Source organism: Paeniglutamicibacter kerguelensis (assembly GCF_017876535.1).
In the GTDB taxonomy this organism is placed as follows: domain Bacteria; phylum Actinomycetota; class Actinomycetes; order Actinomycetales; family Micrococcaceae; genus Paeniglutamicibacter; species Paeniglutamicibacter kerguelensis.
On record NZ_JAGIOF010000001.1, the window covers coordinates 2,535,885 to 2,557,183 of the forward strand.

Annotated in this window: 26 protein-coding genes; all 26 read right to left on the reverse strand. The window is 65.5% G+C overall.

Annotation, left to right across the window (positions count from 1 at the left end; genetic code table 11):
• Positions 1 to 31 precede the first annotated feature (31 nt).
• Positions 32 to 328 carry a co-chaperone GroES gene (groES, locus tag JOF47_RS11510; RefSeq protein WP_209998240.1) on the reverse strand — a complete coding sequence of 99 codons (297 nt, stop codon included), beginning with the start codon at positions 326 to 328 and terminating at the stop codon, positions 32 to 34.
• A 182-nt stretch (positions 329 to 510) separates the two neighbouring features.
• Positions 511 to 777: a carbon storage regulator CsrA gene (gene csrA / locus JOF47_RS11515; protein ID WP_209998247.1), complete on the reverse strand. Its 267-nt coding sequence runs from the start codon at positions 775 to 777 to the stop codon at positions 511 to 513.
• Between the two features lie 40 nt (positions 778 to 817).
• The gene (locus JOF47_RS11520) at positions 818 to 2,020 is read right to left on the reverse strand and encodes a hypothetical protein (RefSeq protein WP_209998249.1); all 1,203 of its coding nucleotides are present in this window, start codon (positions 2,018 to 2,020) and stop codon (positions 818 to 820) included.
• Entirely contained in the window at positions 1,998 to 4,052 is a 2,055-nt protein-coding gene (locus JOF47_RS11525; RefSeq protein WP_209998251.1) for a flagellar biosynthesis protein FlhA, read from the reverse strand. Before JOF47_RS11525 ends, JOF47_RS11520 begins: the two co-directional genes overlap by 23 nt.
• Positions 4,049 to 5,275 carry an EscU/YscU/HrcU family type III secretion system export apparatus switch protein gene (locus JOF47_RS11530; protein WP_209998253.1) on the reverse strand — a complete coding sequence of 409 codons (1,227 nt, stop codon included), beginning with the start codon at positions 5,273 to 5,275 and terminating at the stop codon, positions 4,049 to 4,051. The genes JOF47_RS11525 and JOF47_RS11530 overlap by 4 nt, the downstream gene beginning before the upstream one ends.
• Positions 5,272 to 6,036, reverse strand: a complete 765-nt coding sequence (locus JOF47_RS11535; RefSeq protein ID WP_209998254.1) for a flagellar biosynthetic protein FliR — start codon at positions 6,034 to 6,036, stop codon at positions 5,272 to 5,274. The genes JOF47_RS11530 and JOF47_RS11535 overlap by 4 nt, the downstream gene beginning before the upstream one ends.
• Position 6,037: 1 nt before the next feature.
• A complete protein-coding gene (gene fliQ / locus JOF47_RS11540) occupies positions 6,038 to 6,313 on the reverse strand; it encodes a flagellar biosynthesis protein FliQ (RefSeq protein WP_209998256.1) in 276 nt (91 codons plus the stop codon).
• Position 6,314: 1 nt separating this feature from the next.
• Positions 6,315 to 7,043: a flagellar type III secretion system pore protein FliP gene (gene fliP, locus JOF47_RS11545; RefSeq protein ID WP_210001594.1), complete on the reverse strand. Its 729-nt coding sequence runs from the start codon at positions 7,041 to 7,043 to the stop codon at positions 6,315 to 6,317.
• Positions 7,044 to 7,171: 128 nt separating this feature from the next.
• Positions 7,172 to 7,684 carry a FliO/MopB family protein gene (locus JOF47_RS11550; RefSeq protein WP_209998258.1) on the reverse strand — a complete coding sequence of 171 codons (513 nt, stop codon included), beginning with the start codon at positions 7,682 to 7,684 and terminating at the stop codon, positions 7,172 to 7,174.
• A 1-nt stretch (position 7,685) separates the two neighbouring features.
• A complete protein-coding gene (gene fliN / locus JOF47_RS11555) occupies positions 7,686 to 8,432 on the reverse strand; it encodes a flagellar motor switch protein FliN (protein ID WP_209998267.1) in 747 nt (248 codons plus the stop codon).
• Positions 8,429 to 9,322: a flagellar motor switch protein FliM gene (locus JOF47_RS11560; protein WP_209998269.1), complete on the reverse strand. Its 894-nt coding sequence runs from the start codon at positions 9,320 to 9,322 to the stop codon at positions 8,429 to 8,431. The genes fliN and JOF47_RS11560 overlap by 4 nt, the downstream gene beginning before the upstream one ends.
• A gap of 123 nt (positions 9,323 to 9,445) precedes the next feature.
• A complete protein-coding gene (locus JOF47_RS11565; RefSeq protein ID WP_209998271.1) occupies positions 9,446 to 10,258 on the reverse strand; it encodes an OmpA/MotB family protein in 813 nt (270 codons plus the stop codon).
• Positions 10,255 to 11,076, reverse strand: coding sequence for a motility protein A (locus JOF47_RS11570; RefSeq protein WP_209998274.1), 822 nt, complete (start codon positions 11,074 to 11,076; stop codon positions 10,255 to 10,257). The genes JOF47_RS11565 and JOF47_RS11570 overlap by 4 nt, the downstream gene beginning before the upstream one ends.
• Positions 11,077 to 11,325 carry a flagellar FlbD family protein gene (locus JOF47_RS11575; RefSeq protein WP_209998282.1) on the reverse strand — a complete coding sequence of 83 codons (249 nt, stop codon included), beginning with the start codon at positions 11,323 to 11,325 and terminating at the stop codon, positions 11,077 to 11,079. It abuts the gene before it with no gap.
• Positions 11,326 to 11,398: 73 nt separating this feature from the next.
• Positions 11,399 to 12,574, reverse strand: a complete 1,176-nt coding sequence (locus JOF47_RS11580) for a flagellar hook protein FlgE (RefSeq protein WP_209998284.1) — start codon at positions 12,572 to 12,574, stop codon at positions 11,399 to 11,401.
• A gap of 69 nt (positions 12,575 to 12,643) precedes the next feature.
• A complete protein-coding gene (locus JOF47_RS11585; protein WP_209998286.1) occupies positions 12,644 to 13,126 on the reverse strand; it encodes a flagellar hook capping FlgD N-terminal domain-containing protein in 483 nt (160 codons plus the stop codon).
• 16 nt (positions 13,127 to 13,142) lie between these two features.
• Positions 13,143 to 14,417, reverse strand: coding sequence for a flagellar hook-length control protein FliK (locus JOF47_RS11590; RefSeq protein WP_209998287.1), 1,275 nt, complete (start codon positions 14,415 to 14,417; stop codon positions 13,143 to 13,145).
• A complete protein-coding gene (locus tag JOF47_RS11595) occupies positions 14,414 to 15,244 on the reverse strand; it encodes a C40 family peptidase (protein WP_209998289.1) in 831 nt (276 codons plus the stop codon). The genes JOF47_RS11590 and JOF47_RS11595 overlap by 4 nt, the downstream gene beginning before the upstream one ends.
• Positions 15,244 to 15,666, reverse strand: a complete 423-nt coding sequence (locus JOF47_RS11600) for a flagellar export protein FliJ (RefSeq protein WP_209998291.1) — start codon at positions 15,664 to 15,666, stop codon at positions 15,244 to 15,246. Before JOF47_RS11600 ends, JOF47_RS11595 begins: the two co-directional genes overlap by 1 nt.
• Entirely contained in the window at positions 15,666 to 16,985 is a 1,320-nt protein-coding gene (locus JOF47_RS11605; RefSeq protein WP_209998298.1) for a FliI/YscN family ATPase, read from the reverse strand. The genes JOF47_RS11600 and JOF47_RS11605 overlap by 1 nt, the downstream gene beginning before the upstream one ends.
• On the reverse strand, positions 16,985 to 17,617 hold the full coding sequence (locus JOF47_RS11610; RefSeq protein WP_209998300.1) for a FliH/SctL family protein: 633 nt from the start codon (positions 17,615 to 17,617) through the stop codon (positions 16,985 to 16,987). The genes JOF47_RS11605 and JOF47_RS11610 overlap by 1 nt, the downstream gene beginning before the upstream one ends.
• A complete protein-coding gene (fliG, locus tag JOF47_RS11615) occupies positions 17,601 to 18,632 on the reverse strand; it encodes a flagellar motor switch protein FliG (protein WP_209998302.1) in 1,032 nt (343 codons plus the stop codon). The genes JOF47_RS11610 and fliG overlap by 17 nt, the downstream gene beginning before the upstream one ends.
• Positions 18,629 to 20,227, reverse strand: a complete 1,599-nt coding sequence (gene fliF, locus JOF47_RS11620; protein WP_209998313.1) for a flagellar basal-body MS-ring/collar protein FliF — start codon at positions 20,225 to 20,227, stop codon at positions 18,629 to 18,631. Before fliF ends, fliG begins: the two co-directional genes overlap by 4 nt.
• Positions 20,227 to 20,535: a flagellar hook-basal body complex protein FliE gene (gene fliE, locus JOF47_RS11625; protein ID WP_209998315.1), complete on the reverse strand. Its 309-nt coding sequence runs from the start codon at positions 20,533 to 20,535 to the stop codon at positions 20,227 to 20,229. Before fliE ends, fliF begins: the two co-directional genes overlap by 1 nt.
• Positions 20,535 to 20,924, reverse strand: coding sequence for a flagellar basal body rod protein FlgC (locus tag JOF47_RS11630; protein WP_209998324.1), 390 nt, complete (start codon positions 20,922 to 20,924; stop codon positions 20,535 to 20,537). Before JOF47_RS11630 ends, fliE begins: the two co-directional genes overlap by 1 nt.
• Positions 20,924 to 21,265, reverse strand: a complete 342-nt coding sequence (locus JOF47_RS11635) for a flagellar basal body rod protein FlgB (protein WP_210001596.1) — start codon at positions 21,263 to 21,265, stop codon at positions 20,924 to 20,926. Before JOF47_RS11635 ends, JOF47_RS11630 begins: the two co-directional genes overlap by 1 nt.
• Positions 21,266 to 21,299 lie beyond the last annotated feature (34 nt).

Here is a 21,299-nt window from a genome sequence, read left to right on the forward strand (position 1 = left end):
CGGTCGTGGACCGGGGCTTCACACGGGAAAACTACTTTACGACGATGGCCAGGACGTCGCGTGCCGAGAGCACCAGGTACTCTTCACCGCCGACCTTGACTTCGGTTCCGCCGTACTTGGAGTAGATAACGACATCGCCTTCGGCTACGTCTACTGGAACGCGGTTGCCGTTGTCATCGACGCGGCCCGGTCCTACTGCTACGACCTTGCCTTCCTGCGGCTTTTCCTTGGCGGAATCCGGGATGACCAGTCCGGAAGCAGTGGTGGTTTCTGCTTCGAGCGGCTGGACGACAATGCGGTCCTCGAGAGGCTTAATGGAGACGGACATCGTCTCTCCTTTGCGTGAGTTACCAATGGTTTACGGGCCGTTGGGGCGATACCAACCGTCGTCGCGGTGCCAGCTGGCGAATTACCTCAGGCTTTACGGCATCCGTTGATTCAACGAGTGCCACCAATGACTCTAGGCAAGCATTAGCACTCGGTCAAGGCGAGTGCTAATTTTGGGGTCTTTTACGCGCTCGGCGCAGGAGGCTGGGTCGGCTTGGGCGCGGCGGCAAACAGCGCGCGCAGGCGAGCCTCGGCACCGTCGTCGACGGCTGCGGCGGCCTCGCGGTTGACCTCGGTCACCGCGGCAACCATCTCGGCCCGCTGGATCTTGATGCCCCGGGGCGCGTCGAATCCGATCTTGATGGAATCCCCGCGTACGTCGAGGACCGTCACCACGATGTCCTCGCCGATCAGGACCTGTTCTCCGACTTTCCGGGTAAGTACCAGCACCGCACAATCATAGCCCAAACACGGGGTTGACCCGGCCCGTCTATGGCGTTGGGGCGGTGACGTCGAAGACGGGGAAACCCAGCTCCAGGACGGATTCGGGGCTGAGCGTCTCATTGCCGTGCAGGGCAACCACCGCATAGACCCGATGGCGCGCGGAGACGTGTTTGACCCACGCCGCGGTGTCCTCGCTCTTGCGCCCCGCATCCACGGCGACCCACAGCTGGTCCGGACCCAGGGTGTCCAGCAATTCCATCTGTTCCCGGAGCGGCTGCAACGGATTCAGCGCCACGGACACGACAAGCGGCTCCTGCGCCTCGACCGCCGCCGCGCGCGCCTTGAGCACGCCGCGCCGGTCCGTGAGTGGCTGGCGCACGGCGGCGTCGGTATTGAATTTCGGCGCCAGCTCCCCGGCCTGGCGCCGCATGGCCGACTCGGCGCCGAGCTGCGCACCGGCAATGACACCGTCGCCCCAGAGGCCGACGACAACCACGAGGTCCCCCGGGCCGTCCAGCGGCGAGGGCAGGATGTCGCGGTGGGAAGGACCCCGCGAGCCAGTTGCGCGGTACGGATCGGCGTCGGACGGGATTGTGCCGGACTGAATTGTGCCGGGGGGAACGGCCGCCGGTGCGACGCGCACGGGCGCCTGCCCGGACGTGCGCGGGGCCGGTGACGTGCGATCGGAACGGGCAGCGGGGCCTGCAGCGGGGCCGGCGGCGCGGGCGCCCTTTGCCGGTTCGAAGGCAAAGCTTTCCCCGTCGAGTAAACGCATGAATTCCCCGGCGCCACCCCCGGGCTTTTCGCTCCCGCCGGAGGGCGCGGAGGCATCCGTGCCCGCGGGACGCCGGCGAACGCCACTGGGCGCCGCGAGCAGCTCCTCCTGCGCATCGGCGCGTTCGAGCAACGCACCCATGCCGGATCCCGGATCGGTGCCAGGTTTGATCGTGCTGGGTTTGATCGGGGTGGGCACCACCGTGGCCAGTTTCCCTGCCGGCGCGGTCGCTCCCCGGACCTCGGCGGCCGTCTTCGCGGCGCGACGCAGCACCGCCGGGGCCGGCGGCACCGCGGGATCGTCATCGGGCACCTCGACGATCGCCTCGATATAGCGCCGGGCCATGAACTTGCCGATGCCGCCCTGGCTCACGCGTTCGGCCGAGGCGATCCGGGCGGTGGGCCCGAACTCGCGCTCGATGCGTTCCTTGAGCTGCTCCAGGTTCTCAACCTCAAGCCGATATTGCGTCGGCACCGCGCACCACCCCCACGGTCTCGATGTCGGCCCCGCCGACCGTCGCCTCCTGGTAGGACAGCACGGCAAGGCCGCCGCCCTGCCCGCCGACCAGCCGGCGCACCGCGGGGCGCAGCGCCGGGGCGCACACCAGCACGGCGGAGAGCCCGCTGTTTTCCAGCTGCCCGACGATGTCCTTCACCGAGGCCAGCACGGCCTCCAGCCGGTGGGCGTCGAGCATGATCTGGCTGCCGAGTTCCGAGGGGCGCAGGCCCTCGAGCATGGTTTGCTCGAGCACCGGGTCGATCATGATGACCCGCAGCGTGTTGCCCTCCAGGTGGGTTGCGGCGATCGCGGGGCCCAGGGCGCCGCGAGCTGCCTCGATCAGCCCCTCCGGGTCGGTGCTGGCCTTGGCGCGCAGCGACAGCGATTCGTAGATGCGCTGCAGGTCGTTGATCGGCACGCCCTCGGACAGCAGGCCCTGCAGCACGCGCTGCACCTCGGCCAGGGACAACAGCGCGGGCACCAGTTCCTCCACGGCCGCGGGGTTGACCTCGCGCACCGAGTCGGTGAGCACCCGCACGTCCTCGCGGGTGAGCAGTCGCGGGGCGTGGGTGTGCACGATCGAGGACAGGTGGGTGACGATCACCGAGACCCGGTCGATCGTGGTGGCCCCGGCCATCTCCGCATTGTGCCGCAACTCGGCCGGGACCCACTTGCCGGCCAGCCCGAAGACCGGCTCCACAACGGACGCGCCGGGCAGTGCGTCCAGGTGGTCGCCCAGGGCCAGGATCTTGCCGCGCGGGGCCGTGCCACGCCCGGCCTCCACCCCTGCGATCCTGATCAGGTAGGTGGCCGGGGGCAGGTCCACCGAGTCGCGGGTGCGCACCGGGGGCAGCACCAGGCCCAGCTCCATGGCCACGCGGCGGCGCAGGGCGCGGACCCGGGCCAGCAGGTCGTCGCCTCCCCCGTTGACGACGTCCACCAGGTCGGGTGCCAGCTGGATCTCCAGGGCGTGCACCCGCATCTTTTCGATCAGGTCCTCGGTGGTTTCCTTCTGCGGCACCGCTGCCTCGTTCTGCGCCTGCACCGCAGCCAGCGATTTGTCCTTGGCCTTCTGCGCCTTGATGCGCTGCGCGGCAAAGACCAGCAGCCCGCCGATGAGCACAAACGGGAGCTTGGGCATGCCCGGCACCAGCGCCAGGGCGATCGCGGCGGAACCGGCGATCAGCAGCGCGGTGCGCGACTGCGCCAGCTGGGTGGAGGCGGTGGAGCCCATGTCGTCCGCGGCGTTGGAGCGGGTGACGATCATGCCGGTGGACACGGCCATGAGCAGCGCGGGGATCTGGGTTGCCAGTCCGTCGCCGATGGTCAGCAGCGCATAGGTGTTCAGCGCCTCGCCGACGCCCATGCCGCGCTGCACCATCCCGATCGCGATGCCGCCGACCAGGTTGATGATGATGATGATGACGCCGGCGATCGCATCGCCCTTGACGAACTTGGACGCACCGTCCATGGCGCCGTAGAAGTCGGCCTCCGCGGCGACCTCCGCTCGGCGCTCACGCGCCTGCGAGTCGGTGATCAGCCCGGCGTTCAGGTCGGCGTCGATCGCCATCTGCTTGCCCGGCATGGCGTCCAGGGTGAAGCGGGCGCCGACCTCGGCGACGCGCTCGGCGCCCTTGGTGACCACCACGAACTGGATGACAACCAGGATCAGGAAGATCACGCAGCCGATGATCAGCGACCCGCCCACGGCGATGTGCCCGAACGCGGCGATCACCTCGCCGGCGTAGCCGTTGCCCAGCACCAGGCGGGTGGAGGCGACGTTCAGGCCCAGGCGCAGCAGCGTGGCGACCAGCAGCAGCGAGGGGAAGACCGAGAAGTCCAGCGGCCGCTTGGCGAACATGGTGGTCAACAGGATCACCAGGGCCAGCAGGATGGACACGGCGATCAGAAAGTCGAGCAGCGCGGCGGGGATCGGAACCACCAGGAGCATGATGATGCCCACCACGCCCAGCGGGACGCCGATCTTGGAGAAATTCGCGAATTTCATGTGGTTTGTTCCTTAGGGCGGGGCGGGGGTTCTGCGGGGGAAAGGGAAGACGGGTCGGGCGGCGCGGCGGCCGCCCGACGGCCCCGGCGCGGACCGGGCCGGGCGTTCGGCCCGCCCGGTCCGGCCGGTGCGGAAGCCGCCGGCCGGGGCCCGGGCACCGTGTGCACGCCGGCGGCGGTGCCGCGGGCCTTGAGCGTCATCACGAACGCGAGCACCCGGGCCACCTCGTTGTAGGTGTCCGGCGGGATCTCGTCGCCGATCTCGCACACCGCGTGCAGGTTCCGGGCCAGCGGCACGTCCTTGACCATCGGCACCTTGTGGGTGCCCGCCTCCTCGCGGATGCGCGAGGCGATGTTGCCGGCGCCCTTGGCCACCAGCTTGGGCGCGGACTTCCCGGGTTCGTACTTCAGGGCCACCGCCACATGGACGGGGTTCACGATCACCACGTCCGCATCCGCGATGCCCGCCATCATGCGGTTGCGGCTCATGGCCATCTGGCGGGAGCGGCGCTGGGACTTGATCAGCGGGTCGCCGTCGGAGCGCTTGTTCTCGTCGGTGACCTCCTTGCGGGTCATCCGGGTGTGCTTCCGGTTCCGGCGCATCACCACAAAGACGTCCAGGGCCGCCAGCACCAGCCCGGCGATGACGGAGGCGCGGATCAGCGAGGCGCCGCCGCTGCCCCCGGCACCCAGCAGCGAGGTGATCGGCAGCGAGCCGGACTGCAGCAGCAGCGGCATCAACGAGGAAACCACGGACCAGAGCACCAGGCCGATGACAACGACCTTCAGCAGCGCCTTGATGCCCTGCCAGAGCGCCTGGAGGCCGAACACGCGCGTGAACCCGTTGAGCAGGTTCAGGTTGGACGGGTCGATCTTGAACTTCTTGAACCTGATGCCGCCCTGCAGCGCGGCCGTGGCCAGGATGACCACCAGCACGGCGATGAACATCGGCGCCAGCGTCGAAGGCAGCGAGGAAAAGCCCAGCCCCAGCACCTCCAGGGCGGATTGATCCCGCGGGTTGGCGATGACGGCCTGGATGGCGACGAACTGGCCGCGCCCGGCCTCCTCGGCCAGGGTCATCAGCCCCGGGATCATCAGCGCGGCCGCGGCAATGCCCAGCCAGGCGGTGAGGTCCTGCGAGCGGGTCATCTTACCCTTGGACCGCACCTCCTTCATGCGCTCGGGAGTGGCCTTTTCGCTGCGCTCCCCGGAGTCCTGGCTCATGCGCCCAACACCGTGCCGATTGCCTTCAGGGATTGGCGCACCAGCGCCGCAACCACGGAGGGCAGCAGTACAAACACGGTCCCAGCCAGCGAGAGCGTGAGGAAGATCTTCAGCGGGAAGCCCATGGCAAAGGCGTTCAGCGCGGGGGCGGCACGGGTGAGCAGGCCCAGCCCGATGTCGGCGAGCACCAGCACCACCAGCAGCGGGCCGGCGATCTGGATCGCCGAGACAAACATCTGTTCGACGCCGCGCACCAGGTTCTCGGCCACCGCGTCCATCGCGATGACGCCGCCCAGCGGGATGGCGTCGAATGAGCGGAACAGCCCGGCAAGCACCAGCTGGTAGCCGTCGGAGGAAACCAGCAGGGCCAGCGCGGCCCAGTGGAAGTAGCGCGAGAACTGCGCACCGTTGACCATCGACTGCGGGTCGAAGCCCTGCGCCATGGCAAAGCCGCCAAAGAGGTCGATCAGCCCGCCGGCGCTCTGCACCGCGGAGAACAGGAGGAACACCATGAAGCCGAGGGACGCCCCGGTCACCAGCTCCAGGACCACCGAGGCCAGGAACGGCCCGGTGTCCTGCGGCTGGTAGCCGGCGCTGAGCCGCGGGGTCACGGCCAGGGCCAGGCCCACCGCCAGGGTCGCCTTGATGCGCCCCGGGATCGCGTTGTAGGAAAAGGGCGGGGCGATGATGATGAATGCCGTCATGCGCACCGCCGCCAGGAGCATCGCCTCGAGGTTCCCCAGCGGCAGCACCGCCTGCATGTCAGCTGCCCCCCAGCAGGGCCGGAATCTTGTCGAAGAGTTCGTGCGTGAAGAGCACCATTTCGGAGATCATCCAGTGCCCGCAGACCAGCAGGGCGATCGCCACCGCGGCGGCCTTGGGCACGAAGGAGAGCGTGACTTCCTGGATCTGCGTCATCGACTGGAAGAGCGAGATCGCGAAGCCGACCACCAGCGAGGTGATCAGCACCGGGGCCGACAGCTTTGCCGCCACCCACAGACCGGACAGGCCTATGTCTAGTACCGCGTTCGGATCCATGTCAGCCACCGGCAATCTTGTAGCTGCCGATAAGCGCGGTGATGATCAATCCCCATCCGTCGACCAGCACAAAGAGCAGGATCTTGAACGGCAGCGAAATCATCACCGGCGGGAGCATCATCATGCCCATTGACATCAGGGCCGAGGAAACCACCAGGTCGATGACCAGGAACGGCACGAAGATCACAAAGCCGATGATGAAGGCCGCGCGCAGCTCGGAGATCATGAACGCCGGGATCAGCGTCGTCAGCGGAACGTCCGCCGGCGTGGCCGGGTTGGGCAGGTCCGCGGCGCGGGTCATCAGGGCGATGTCCGCCTCGCGGGTGTGCAGCAGCATGAAGTCCTGCAGCGGCTTCACCCCGATCTCAAGGGCCTGCTGGAAGTCGATGGTCCCGGCCAGGTACGGTTGCACGCCCAGGTCGTTCATGGCGGTGAGCACCGGGGCCATGATGAACAGCGAGAGGAACAGGGCCAGCCCGGCCAGCACCTGGTTCGGCGGGATCGTCGGCAGCGCCAGCGCGTTGCGCGTCATCGCCAGGACCACGAAGATCTTGGTGAACGAGCTCATCATCAGCAGCAGGGCCGGGGCCACCGACAGCAGCGTGATGGCGATGATGGTGACGATCGCGGAGCTCGGCGTGCCGTTGGGTCCGTTGATCTCCACCGACACTCCCCCGTTCCCGGGATCCGGGTCCACGGGGGCAGCCCAGGCCGTGCCCGTGGCCAGCATGGAGAACAGCAAACCCAGGGCAAGCACCGCCAGTGCCACGGCAAACGGGCGCCAGGTCCCCGGCGTTGCTTTCCGAGGCGCTGCCTTCCGGAAAGCCGTCGCCTGAAGAGTTGTTGGGGTTTCGTTGCTCACGCCGACCGCCCCGTTTTCAGGGCGGCCCAGGCACGACGCCAGGTGTCCGGCGACAACACCGAACCGGCCAGTGGCCCGGGTGCAGTGCCGACGGGCAGGGCATGGCGCGCTCCCCCATCGAGTGCCGCGGGAACGCCCGCGCCGGGCCGTTCGGCGCCTGCGCTCGGCGCACCGGCGACTTTCTGGAGGCTCAGCGCAAAGGACTGCGAACGCAAGGCGGCGGAAGTCTCCTCGAAGGCCGCGGGAACCGCAACCGGTGGCTCGGGCGCCTCGAAGCTGTCGAGCACGTTGATCGAGGATTCGCCGACACCCAACAGGTAGCGCCGTCCCTGGACGTCAAGGAGCACCACGGTGGACTTGGGTCCGATGCCGTGGCGTTCAACGATGGTGACCTGGCTGGCGGAATGCGAGCCAAAGCGGTGCAGGAGGCGCTTGCGCAGGTAGAACAAGAGCCCAAGAACTGCCGCGAGCGAGATGACCACCCGCAGCAGTAAAAAGAAATTCTCCAAGCTAGGACAAACCCTCATTCACATCGAGGATCTTGGTGATGCGCACGCCGTAGTCCTGGTCCATCACAACAACCTCGCCCAGGGCGATGAGCCTGCCGTTGAGCAGGATGTCCGCCGGGGCGCCGGCGGAACGGTCAAGCTCCACCACCGCGCCGGGCTCGAGGTTCAGCACGTCGCGCACCGACATGCGGGTGCGGCCGATCTCGACGGTCAACGCCATTTCCACGTTGTTGATGCGGCCCAGGCGCGAGCTGACATCCTCGCGGTCCTCGCCGTTCTTGCCGTTTGCCGATTCGGCCGCCGCGTTTTCGCGGATGCGCAGGGCGAACCAGCCGATGACGGAGCCGCTGCTGACCAATTCGAAGCACACGGTTTCCGCGTCGCCCAGCAGGGCCTCGGGGCTCACCACCGCGTCAGTGGACAGCACTCCCACGCCCAGCACGCCGGTCGCGGCGTCCAAGGCGGGGCGCAGCACGTCCGCGGTGGAAATCAGGGAGCCGTCTCCGCCCGGGTTGCCGCCAAGCAGCGGGGCATCCACGCAGATGAGCACGTCGGCGGAGAGCTGGCCGACGAATGTCGCCCCAACGATCTCGCCCATGGTGGTGAGCATCGAGGCATCCCGTGCACCGGCGTGCAGCTTCGCGCTCACCGGTGCCGGGGTCGGCAGCATTGCGGCAAGGGCCTCGGCCGCCGCGGCATACAGCGCGGTCGAATGCAGCACGGGGGTTCCTGACGGTGCGGGAATCATACGGGGGTCTCCTCGGTAGAAACTACAACAGCGGCGATCCGGCCGCTCCGGGTACCGGCCGCGGCGGTGCCCAAGCGGCGCCCTTCCACGGAAAGTTCAAAGGGCCTGTGGGTGGGGTGCGGCAATGGCAGCACGTCCCCCACGGCGAGGTTCAAGATGGTGCTCGGGGTGACTGCTGCGGTTCCCAGGGCCAAGGCAACGTCCACCGGGATCCCGGCGAGGGATTCGGCGAGCAGTTCGCCGGCGTTTTCGGCCGGACCCGTCGGGTTTGTTTCACCCAGTTGCGGCAGGATCAGTTCGGCCGGAACGGCAATGCTGGCAAGGGTGCTGCGTTCGCCGACGCGGACCCGCAGGGAAACCGCGATGACCAGTTCGGACTTGGTGGCCGCCTGGGCAAATTGAGAGTTGTGGTGGATGCTCGCCACGCTCAGCTGGTTTTGCAGGAGCGCGCCCAGCGAATAGTGGAGGTCCTCGAGGGCCTCATCCATGAGCCCGCGCACCAGCGTTTGTTCAATGCGGGTGAATTTGCGCTCCGGCACGTCGGTTGCGCTGGGGCTGCCGAGCATGTGGGACACCCAGTTCAGGGCGTCTGCCGCAGGGAACTGGATGACGGTGCGGGCGCTTGTCGCCTCGGATTCGCACAACACCATGGCGGTGGTGGGCGGAAGCCCGGCCACGTAGTCGTCATAGGACTGCATGGACAAGTACTCGAGCGTGACCTGGGACATCACACGGATCTTGGCCGTGAGCTGGGTGCCCCATTGGCGCGCGAATGTCTCGAATGCAAGCTCAAGGACACGGGCGTGCTCGCGGGCAAGCGTGGTGGGCCTACGGAAGTCGTAGACAACAGCCATTACCGCTGCAGGGGATTTGGGGTTCAAGGCAGCCATTAATGGTTGCCCACAGACATAGGGGTCACGGCCTCCACTATCGGAGGGCAAAGCCGCACGGTTAGCCGGAACCCTGTCATTTTCCGGGATTGCCACCCGAGCACCGAGGCCCCGGGCCGGAGCCTAGGATTGCGGCAAAAAGTTTCTGACGCTTTCGGGCTGGTTGGAGAGAACCACGATGTCCACGCGGCGGTTTAGCGACCTGTCCTTGCCGCCCTTCAGCGGATGCGCGTCCCCGTAGCCGACCGAGGAGATCCGGTGCGCCTTCACTCCCCCGTCTTCCACCATGGCCCGCAGCACTCCCGTGGCCCGGCTGGCGGACAGTTCCCAGTTGGTGGGATACGGGTCAACGGGACGCAGCTCGTCGGCAAAGCCCTCGATCTCGAAGTGGCGATTCGTCGGTGCAAGCACCGGGGCAATCGCGTCAATGATCTCGCGGGCGTTCTTCGTCAATTCCGCACTGTTGGGTTTGAAGAATGTTTCGGCGCTCACCAACCGGACCGTCAGCCCGCGCTGGTTGATGGAAAAGTCCGCCGCACCCTTGTGTCCGGAATCTTTCAGGCGTTGGTCGATGCGGACCTTGAGTTCATGCAACTCTTCTTCCTCGGCCTCGGCCAACTTCAAGAGTTTTTCCTTGGTCTGCGAATCGATTTCGGCGTTGGCCAGCAGGCCCTCCGAGCCAATAAGGTCCGGCGGGACAACAATGCCCTGGGCGATGTCGGCGTTGATGCTTTTTTCGGAGCCAAATCCGGTGGCCAAGGAGTTCTTAAGGGCTTCGAACTTGTCCTGGTCAACCGTGGACATCGCAAAAAGGACTATGAACAGGCACATGAGAACCGTGACCATATCCATGTAGGAGGCCATCCACCGTTCATCCGGACCGTGGTGTTCGGCCGGTGCCTTGCGCCCGCGCCGTGACCCGCGACGTGAGCTCACGCCGCTTCCTTAAAGTCCTCTAGCGTGGCCGTTTCTGATTTCGCGGCAGGTTCCTTGCCCTTGGCGCGAAGCTCGTGGGCCGGAACCATGGCGCGCAGGCGCTCTTCCAAGAGGATCGGCTGGCTTCCGGCCTGGATGGCCAGCAAACCCTCGACGGCCAAGCTCATGCGCTCGACCTCGAGTTCGGAGAGGCGACGCAGGCGTGAGCCGATGGGAAGCCAAATGAAGTTTGCGGATACCAGGCCCCAGAGTGTTGCCACGAAGGCAGCGGCAATCATGTGGCCGAGCTCGTCGGGCTTGGAGAGATTCTCCAGGACGTGGGTCAGCGAGATGACCGTGCCGATGATGCCGACCGTTGGCGCATACCCGCCCAGGGTGGCGAAGTACTTGTGGGCGATGGCGTCGGTGCGTTCGCGCGTGGCGATTTCATCTTCGAGCTGGTCGCGCAATTCGTCGCCGTCGATGCCGTCGGCCATGGACTGAAGTGCGCGGCTCAGGAACGGGTCCTTGGTTGCGTGGGCTTCGGATTCGAGCGCCAGCAGGCCCTCTTTGCGGGCGACGTCTGCAAGGGCGACGAGCCGCGCAATCAGTACGGTGACCGGAGCAACTTTTCCGCGGAAGGCAGAGGGAAGAGTCTTGAAGGCAATGATGGTGTCGCTGATGGTTCCGCTGGCGATCCCGACGGCGATGGTTCCGAGGAACACAATGATCATGGGGGCCGGCAAGAGAATCGATGAGACGCTGGCGCCCTCCATGAAAAGCATGGTGAACATTGCGCCGAAGGCCAGCAAGAGGCCAATGATTGTTGCGGGATCCAATTAGGGCGTCCTCGGTCGAAGCGAAGGTAATCCAGAGGACGGGGATGCGGTTTCCTGCAACCGGGCCTTTGAAACCACTGAGGCTCGATAGTGCATAACCAGCCCGATGACCTCTTCCATGGACTCGGTCACCACGTATTTGGCGCCGTTGACCATGACCACAACGGTGTCCGGGTTTTCCTGGATCCGTTCGATGAGGTCCGGGTTGATCGCAAAGCGGCTCATATTGAGCCTTGTAACAACGATCATGTCACCCGTCCTTTCACAGGACACTTTCGGCAGGCATGGAGGCACCGTTAGCCAACGGTGCCTCCAACACTACTTAGCGCTTCAGGTTTGCCAGTTCCTGCAGGACCTCATCGCTGGTGGTGATGATGCGGGCGTTGGCCTGGAAACCGCGCTGGGCGACAATCAGGTTGGTGAATTCCTGGGACAGGTCCACGTTGGACATTTCGAGCATGCCGCCGGCGATGTCGCCCATGCCCGGGGAACCCGGCGCACCGTATTCGATGGCACCGGAGTTTGCGGTGAGGGCGTAACCCGAGCCACCCGTCTTCTGCAGACCTGCCGGGTTTGCCACCGACCCCAGGACGATCTGTGCGATGGCCTGCTGGGCGCCGTTGGAGAAGGTGCCGGTGAGCGTGCCGTCGGAACCGAGGGTGTAGGACTCGAGGGTACCCGCGGAACGGCCGTTCTGTTCGCTGATGGAAACAGTCTTCAGCCCGGCGTAGCCGGTGACCTTGGACAGGTCCACGGCCACGCCGCCGACGGCCATGGTTCCGCCATTCAGGGTTCCGTCGGCTGCCAACGTCAGGGCTGCGGTTCCGGTGGCTCCGGCACCGTCATTGGCGGCCACGTCCCAGCCTGTTGCGGTGCGAGTGAAGGTCATGGACATGGTCCGGCTGGTGCCGTCGGCCGCGAAGATTTCCTTGTCCTGCACGATAGGGGCATCGCCAACCTTGGCTTCGCTGGGCAGGTTGCCGATAAGCGAGGCAGTGGTTGTTGCTACGCCCGGTGCCACGAGGTCCTTCGGCAAGGTGATGTCCTGCAGTGCTCCGCCGGCGGGCATGACACCGTTGTTGGCCATCCAGCCCTGGACAATCCCGCCGTTGGGGCTGGTGAGTCGGCCGTTGGCGTCAAAGTCGAAGGCGCCGGCACGGGTCAGCGAGGTGCTGCCACCGTTGCGGGTGATGAAGAAGCCGTTGCCGGCAATCATCATGTCCGACGAGCGCCCGGTGTTCTGGGCCGAGCCCTGGCCGAAGTTCGTGCTGATGCCGGCGACCTGCACACCCAGGCCGACCTGAGCCGGGTTGCGTCCACCGGTGGTGGCGCCGGGGGTGGTTGCACCCTGAGTCATCTGGGACAGGGTGTCCTGGAACTGGATGGACGAAGACTTGAAACCCGCGGTGTTGACGTTGGCAATGTTGTTGCCCGTGGTGTCAAGCATGGTCTGGTGGGCGCGCAGGCCCGAGATTCCTGAATACAGTGAACGAAGCATGAGACTGGCTCTTTTCTACGGTGGCGTGGACGTGGAATTGTTCAAAAAAGGTGGTGCCGGAGATCGGGGCTAGACGGCGGCGGGCTGGTGTTCCGGTTCGGGATCGGGTGTTGATTCACCGGTGTCTTCCGGCGGCGGTGGCTCAGTGGGAACCGCGGCAATGCTCACGATGTGTGAGTACGGGATCTGCTTCCCATCCACGGTGACAACGGGTTCGACTCCGGCGAAGGACACTGCGGTGACAACACCCGTGACCGGCTCGTCACCGCCCGTGGTGATCTTCTGGCCAAGCAGGGCGGAAACGGCCGTACGCTGCTGGATGGCCAGCGAAACATCTTGGGTTGCCCCGAGCATGTTCAGGCGTTCCATGGAGGCAAGCTGCGTTGTTTGCGCGATCATGTCGTTGGTGTCCATGGGCGAGCTCGGATCCTGGTTCGCCAGCTGGGTCACCAACAGGTGCATGAACACTTCACCGTCCATGCTCTGTTTGGGTGCGCGGACGGGCTGGTTCCCCGTCCCGAACTGGGTCACGTCAATGGGTGCAATGGGCATGGTGGTCGATTCCTTCCTAAGCCATCACGTCAAGATGGGATGAAGCGTGTGCGGACGGCCGGGCTTCATTGGCAGGAAGCTGCGCTGTTTCCTCGTCCTGCTGCCGTCCTTGGCCCGCAGCGGCCAAGGCCCCGCCGCCGAATCGTTGGTCGTTGGCCATTGAGGCCTGCCCTCCCCCGGAGTACGTGCCTGCACCCGTTCCGGGATCGGTTGCGGTTCCGATGCTCACCGTTCCCGCACCCGTTGCCGCAAGGTCGCGGCGAAGCTCGGGAAGCATGGCACGCAGTGCCTCACGCCCGGCCTCGGTGGGGGCGGTCAGCTCGACCCGCATCCCCTCGTGACCCAAATGGGCCTTGACGGTGACGGGACCCAGCGCTTCCGGGGCAATGTTGACGCTCAGCGTGCGTTCGCCGTGCGGACCCGCCGCCAAAGCGGAAATGGGGCCCAGCAGTTGCCGGTTGATCGGAGGGGCCTGGGGTTCGCGGGAAACCACGTTTTCCACGGCAAGCGTCTTGCCGCCGGAAACGGCGCCAACCCCCAGCAGGGTCTCCGGTCGTGAAGACCGTGCCGCGTCGTGCGGCGCGAGCCCCTGGAGTCCGGGCGTTGGCGCCAGGTGGGAAGGCTTGTTTTCCGGAATGAGGTCGGCGAGCCGGGCCTCGAGCGCGACGGCGGGACCCTGTGCTTCGGTCGCGACTTCATCCACGGGCACCGTTGCCGGTTCCTGGACCTCGTCGGCTGCCGACTGGGCATTCCCGCCGGCAATTGTCCGGGTTCCCGGTGTTGCAACGCTGGCAAGCGAAGCCACTCCGGGGTTGGTTCCGAGCGTCGCGGTCGAACCGGCGGCCACGCCGGAAACAGGAGCGGCGGCAGGCGGATTCGCGGGGGCGGAAGCTTCCACATCCGGTGCGGCGACCAAGGACAGCGGCACTTCCGATTCACCCGAGACCGCCTGATCGGCAAGCGCCGGATTCGCCGGGTCGGCGATCGCCAAGGCTGCCGGGTCCGCCATCACGGGAGTTGCCACGGCGATCGGGAGAATGGTTGACCCAAGTGTTGCCAATCGATCCTGGAAGTGCAGTTCGCCAAACGCCTCACTGCCCATTCCAGCCGGAACCTCCTCGGCGGTCTCGGGCTCGATGGCGGTGTCGTCCAGCGTATTGGCCGCGTCCTGGTCGGCCGGAAGCGCCGAGGCCAAGAGGTGGCCAAAGGCACTGCCCGAGTCGCTGGATCCGGCGGTCGACGTCTGCGTCGTGCTTTGTGCGGGCTGGACCCCCAATAGCAAAGGAATCATGCGCCCCTCACCGCCGAAGCGAACGCTGCACGCTGTGCCGATGCGGTGAACCCTGCAGCCTGCGCGGCCGAGTTCCTCACGGACGAATCGGCAACGGTCTTGGTTGCGGCTTGGTTGGTGGATTCTGACGGGACGATGCGCCGGATTGTCATGATTTGTGCATCCGTTTCAAATAGTTTGCGAATGCTGACGGTTTCCCCCGGGCGAGGGGCATGGATCATCTTGTTGTCGCCCAGGTAGATGCCGATGTGGCCGCCGCCGCGGGTGACAATCAGGTCGCCCGGTTTGGCCTGCGCCAGCGAGGGAACCTCCGTGCCCTCCTTCGCTTGGTCGCGGGCAACACGCGGTAACTGGATGCCCAGATCCCGGAAGGTGTGTTGGACAAACGATGAACAGTCCAGACCGATGTCGGGATTGTTGCCTCCCCACACGTAGGGAACGCCCAGGTACTTGCGCGACTCGCGTACGACGTCGGCGCCGTCGGTTTTCCCGTCCCCTGCCTTTGCTGCGTCGTCGACTTCATTGACCGCGCTCTTGCCTACGTCAAGACGCGGGGAACCTGTTGCGTCGCCTGCCACGCGCTTGGTTTCGGTCACGGCCGTGCGGGCAGGATCCAGCGCCTCTTCCAGGAGCTGGGTGAAGTCCGCGGAGGCGGTTCCGCCGGACAGGATCGTGCCCGAGCCGGACTGGGCCAGGCCGAGCGAACCGGCCGCATTCATGGCCTGGACGGTCCTCGGGACGGCAGGTTCGCTTGCAACCGCGCCGCTGACCGAGGCAAGGGTTCCCTGGATGGAACCAATGCGCGAAGCCATCTCGCTGAAACCCACTATGCGTTCCTTCCCCGGGGTCGTGCCGATCCCAAATCATCAAGCAAGGCCTGTTCGCGGCCCAGGTCTTCAAGCCGAAGAGCCGTTGTGTGCCTGTCGGCAAGCTTCTCCAGGGCCTTGACCCCGGCCCGGGCCCGCTGGTGTTCAAACCCTGCGGATTGCGCCGTCTCATTCAGGGTTTCGACCAGGGCGTTGAGTTCCAGGAGCATCCCGCTAGTTGAGGCGCGCGATGCCGCGACTGCCAGCATCGTTGCTGCATCCACCGGATACTCTTCTCCGGCTCCCGCGGCTTCCTGCACGTTTTTGATCGCGGTTATCCCGCCTCGCAGGGCCTTGTTGGCGGCAGCCAATTCACCGGCTGCCTTGCTTTCCTGAAGCTCGCGCAGGCGAAGCAGCCCCGACAGGGGAAAAGTCCTACCCATTAGTTCACTCCCAAGGTACGCAGCAAGTTTGTCAGTTCGCTCCAGGCCTGTTCACCGGAGACCGGCTCTTCCAGGCGCTGGCGCAAGAAGTTGTTGATCGCGTGTTCGTGGTCCACTGCGGCATCCGCCAGCGGGTTGCTTCCACGCTGGTAGGCGCCCACGTCCAAGAGGTCCTGGACCGAACGCCGGGCGGCAAGCACACGGCGCAGGCCTGCTGCGGCCTGCGCCTGTTCCCGCGTGGTGACCCTGTTGGCCACACGCGATACGGAGGCCAGGGCATCGATCGAGGGAAAGTGCCCGGAGACTGCCAGCTTGCGGTCGAGCACAATGTGCCCGTCGAGCAGCGACCGGGTTGCATCGGCGATGGGTTCGTTGTGGTCATCGCCGTCCACCAGGACCGTGTAGATGCCCGTGATCGACCCGTTGGCATCGCTGCCCGCCCGCTCCAGAAGCCTGGCCAACAGGGAAAAGGTCGAGGGCGGGTAGCCTCGCGTTGCCGGCGGTTCCCCGGCGGAGAGTCCGATTTCGCGTTGGGCCATGGCCACACGGGTCAGCGAGTCCATCATCAACAGCACTTGTGCACCGGAGGAACGGAAGGATTCGGCAATGCGGGTTGCAACGAAGGCGGCGCGCAACCGCATGCGCGCGGGTTCATCCGCCGTGGAGACCACAACGATGGAACGGGCAAGCCCTTCGGCGCCCAAGTCCTCTTCAAGGAACTCACGGACTTCGCGGCCGCGCTCGCCCACCAGGGCAATGACGTTGATCTGGGCGGTGGCTCCGCGGGCAATCATTGACAACAGCGACGACTTGCCGACGCCCGAGCCTGCGAACAGCCCGATGCGCTGCCCTGCTCCCACTGCGGTGAGTGTGTCCATGACACGGACCCCCAGCTGAAGCGGGGCGGTGATGCGGCTGCGTTCAAGTGCTGACGGGGTTTCGTGTTCCATGGGAACCATGGTGTGCTCCCCCAACGGCCCCTTGCCGTCGATGGGTTTGCCCAGACCGTCCAGCACCCGGCCCAGGAGCCCGGTGCCTGTGGGAATCTGGGCGCCATGGCCGCTGCTGCTGACCAGGTCCCCGACGCTGATCTTTTCCAGCTCACCCAGCGGCATGCAGTGCAATGCCTCGCGGCGGGCGGCCACGACCTCGGCGGGAACCTTCTGCGGACCGATCTCCAGGACCGTGCCAAGCGGGGCGTTCAGGCCCGAGACCTCAAGGCCAAGGCCAACCACGGAACTGACAACACCGACGCGTATCGGTTCGGCGGCCAGCAAGGCTTTATCCAGCGCTGGCCAGGCCAGCGCGCCCGGAGCCATCAAGATCCGCCCCGCAAGGCCAATGCTGCACGTTCGAACGCCGTTGAGATGCGCGCGTCAAGGAAACCCTCGTCAAACGCGGTCATGGCATCGCCCTTGGCCAGGGCGGCATCCGCGGCAAGCTTGATAGTGGTGCCGGGGACATGCGAAAGACCAAGCAGAGCCAGGTCATGCGGGTTCATCCGCACTTCACGCACGGTACCTGCCTCGATGCCCACCAGCGCCCGGTCCAGGGCGGCCTTGGCGCCAAAAGCGTCGTTGGACAACTCCTTGCCAATGATTTTCTGGGCCAGGAGCAGGGCAGCTTCGGCCAGCACGGTGGAGGCGGCATCCAGCACGGGCACCGTCCTGGCGTTTAGCGCCTGGGCGGCGGCCTGCAGGGCTTCGATCGCCAGTGCGTGTTCGGCAGCCCGTGCGGCCTCGGCCGAGGCATGCGCACGGGCGATCTGTTCGCGCTGCTTGCGCGCCACCGACTCGGCAGCGCGGATGCCGGTGGCATAGCCTGTCGCGTAACCATGGGTTTGGGACATGGCCTCGTGGCGCTTGGCGTGCTCCGCGGAATTCAATTCGCCGAATCGTGCGGGTTCGAACGCCGGCGCCTCGGTGCCAACCGTCTCAGAGGACAAAGTCATCTTCGTCGCCACGCTGGATGGTTATCTCGCCAGTGGTTTCCAGTTCCCGGATGGAACGGACAATGTCCGCGCGTGCTTCCTCGACCTGCGAAACACGTACCCGGCCCATTGACTCGATCTCGGCGTCCAGGACTTCCTTGGTGCGGTCCGAGATGTTTTCCCGGATGGTTGCCTCGACTGCGCTTCCTGCGCCCTTGAGCGCGAAGGCCAGGACCGTCGGGTTGATGCCGCGCAGCACCCGCTGGACGTCCTTGCGGTCGAACTTCACCAGGTCGGTGAAGGAGAGCATGCGCGAGCGCACTTCCTCGGCCAGCTGGGGGTCGCGCTGTTCCAGGGATTGCAGGAGGTCCTTTTCGATCGCGACATCCGAACGGTTCAGGATCTCCACCAGCGGCTGGATTCCTCCGACCGCCTCGATCGGTTCGCGCGGAGTCATGACGGCGCCCGTGCGCTTCTTCAGGGCTTCGGCCACCACGCGCACGGCTTCGGGGGAAGCCGATCCCATGGTGGCCAGGGCGCGGGCAATGTCCGTGCGGAGATGCGACTCGAAGCTGGCGAGCACTGCAGACCCGATTTCCGGGCGCAGGTGGGCAACCACCAGCGCCGTGGTTTGCGGCAATTCCCCGTCAAGCAAGGCAACGATTTGCGCGGGTTCCGCGCTGTCGAGGAACTCAAAGGTCATCCCGGCCAAGGAGGACGAAAGCCTGTCCATGACGGTGTTGGCTTTGTCGCTGCCGAAGGAGGCTTCCAGCAGTCCCACGGCCATTTCGCGTCCGCCGCGGGCATTCAACCGGCCGGACGTGGCAAGTTCGTGGATCTCGTGGATAGTGTCTTCCACGGTGGCGGCGTCCACCCGACGCAGGCGCACCAATTCGCCGGCAATTTCATCTGCCTCGAATTCGGTGAATTGCTTCATGACTTCGGCGGCGTGTTCCTTCTCCATCTGCATGAGCACGATTGCGACTTTCTGGGTGCCGCTGAGCATCGCGGTGCCGCCGGGGCCTAGCGCTTTCATTCGTGCTTCCGATCATCCATGACGGAGCGCAGGTAGTCGGCCATTTTTGCCGGGTCGCTGGCCGCCAGTGCCGATAGTTCTTCGCGTTTGACGTTGTGTGAGATGGGGAAGGCCGCAATCGGTGTCGGCAGCGCCACCTGGGAGATGGATACGGTCTCCGGGTTCGGGTTTTCCATCGGCACCGCGGAAATCGAGGGGTAGTCGCGCAATTCACCCAGATCGATTGGTTCGCGGTTCTGCTTGTTGCGGCGCACATACAGTGCGTACGCGGCAATCAGGACCAGGGCCAGGGCGATGACGCCTGCAATGATCAGCGTGCGCATCAGGGCCGCGTTGCGTGCGGCGGTTTCGGCTGCCTCCGCCGCGGCCAGCTGGCTTTGGGCGGCGGTTGCGGCATCCGTGTTGAATGGCACCACCGAGACACTGACCTGGTCGTTGCGGGTCGCGTTGACTCCCGCGGCATTGCTGATCATTTGGGTGATCTCCGGAATGCTCAACCCCTGGGCGGCCCTGTCACTCAGGGCCACCGAAATGGTCTGGCGTTCCAAGGTTCCGGCGGGAATCGTGCGATTCTCGGTGACCTTGTTAACGGCGTTGGTGCGCTGGTTGTCCGTCGAGGTGAACGTGCCATCGCCATTGGCTCCGTTGGGCACGGCAATGTTGTCGGGGCCCAGGACCCCCGCAGCCGGACCTCCGCTGCCGTTGCCCTTGTAGTCTTCCTTCTTTTCCGATTCGACAAGTGCCGGCGAGCCCTTGGGATCGGTGAAGGTTTCCTCGGTGCGTTCGGCGGATTCCTTGCTCATTTCGGCAGCCACGGCGACTGTGGCGTTGCCGGGTCCAACCACGCGGTCGAGCATTCCCTGGATGGTGCTCGCGACGCGGGTTTCGTAATCGGAAGTTTGCTGGTTCACTCCCCCGGTCAACCCAACGCCCGCCGCGGAGAGCAGGTTGCCCGCCGAGTCAACGACCGAGACGTCATCGGGCTTCAGCCCGTCAACCGCCGCAGAGGTCAGGTGGACAACGGATTGGACTTGGTCGCGGCTAAGCGTGACGCCCGGCTTGGTTTCGACAAAGATCGAGGCCGTGGGGTTGGTCTTTGAATCAACAAAGACCGTCTGTTCCGGAATGGCCAGTTTCACCGAAGCCAACTTCACGCCGTCCATGGCCTGGATGGTGGAGGCCAGCTCGCCTTCGAGAGCACGCTTGTAGGTGACGCTTTGCTGGAATTCGCTGGAGGTGACACCCATCTGGTCGAGCAGGGAGTAACCGCTGGTTCCCGAGCTGGGCAGGCCCGAGGCGGCTGCCTTGAGCCGGGCGTCGTAGACGCTGGCTTCGGGAACCAGGATGGTCCCCCCGCCGCCGGTGAGTTCGTAGGACACGCCGTCGGACTTGAGCTGTTCCACGATGCCCGCGGCGTCCTCGGGGGCAAGCCCCGAAAACAAGGGCGTCATTTTGGGCTGGGTGAGGAATGCTGTCAGGGCAACACCGCCCATGACCAAAATGGCTACGCCAATGAGCGCGATGGTGCGTTGCGCCACGGTGAATCCACGTACGGTGTCCGCCAGCTTGCCCAGCGGCGCGGGAACTGCGGCCATCAGGCTTGCATCCTCATGATCTCGTTGAAGGCTTCAACCCCGCGGTTGCGGAAGGTTGACACCATTTCAATTGCCAAGGAGGCGCGAGTGGATGCAAGCGTCGCGGCGTGGATATCGGTCAGGTCTCCGGTCACGGCCTTGATGGAAAGCTCGTTGGAGATTCCCTGCAAGCTTTGGACCTCGTTCACGGCGCCGCCGAGCGCGTTGGCGAAGGCTGCACCGTCGGTACCGGCCTTCGCAGTCGGCTGGACGAATCCGGTGGCCGTGGTTGCGCTCACTCCCGTGACAGGGGCAATGTTCATGGGCATTAGTTGCGTCCGATCTGCAGTGCTGCCTGGTAAGTTTCCTTGGCGCGGTCGACGACCGCGGCGTTCACTTGATAACCGCGCTGCGCCATGATGAGGGCGCCCATCTGTTCGGCCATGTCGATGTCCGGATAGCGAACATTTCCTTCGGCATCCGCCAGCGGATGGTTTGGTTCGTGCACGATGCGGCCCTCGGCGCTGCCGAATTCGGCACCCGAGACGAACACGCCCTGCTGGTCGCCGCTGGCCTGGGCCACGATGTAGCGGGCACGGAAAGCCTCGCCGCTCGTGGCCGTTGCGGTGTTGGCGTTGGCAAGGTTGTCCGAGACTGCATCCAACCATTTGCGGTGCACAGTCAGTGCCGTGCCGGCTATTCCGATTGCGTCGGGCATTAGTTGCTCCTCAGCGCGGTGCGGATGCTGTTGAACGGGCCGGAGGCCGCCTGGGTCGCGAACTGGAAGCGCAGCACTGTGTCAATGTTGGACAGGGTCTCTGTATCAATGTTGACGTTCGAGCCGTCGAGCCGCGTGGGCTCCAACGACGTCGCCGTGGTGGCCGCACTTTTTCCATCGCCGCGTTGCACGGACTTGGCCAACGCGGATTCGAATTCGACACGTCGGGCGTGGTAGCCAGGGGTGTTGACGTTTGCAATGTTGTTTGCAATGGCACGCTGACGCAGCGCCAAGCCATCCAGGGCACTTTCCAGCGCCAAAGAGGTGACGGAATCGAACACGACGGGTTGCTCCAGGGTCGTAATGCGGCCCATC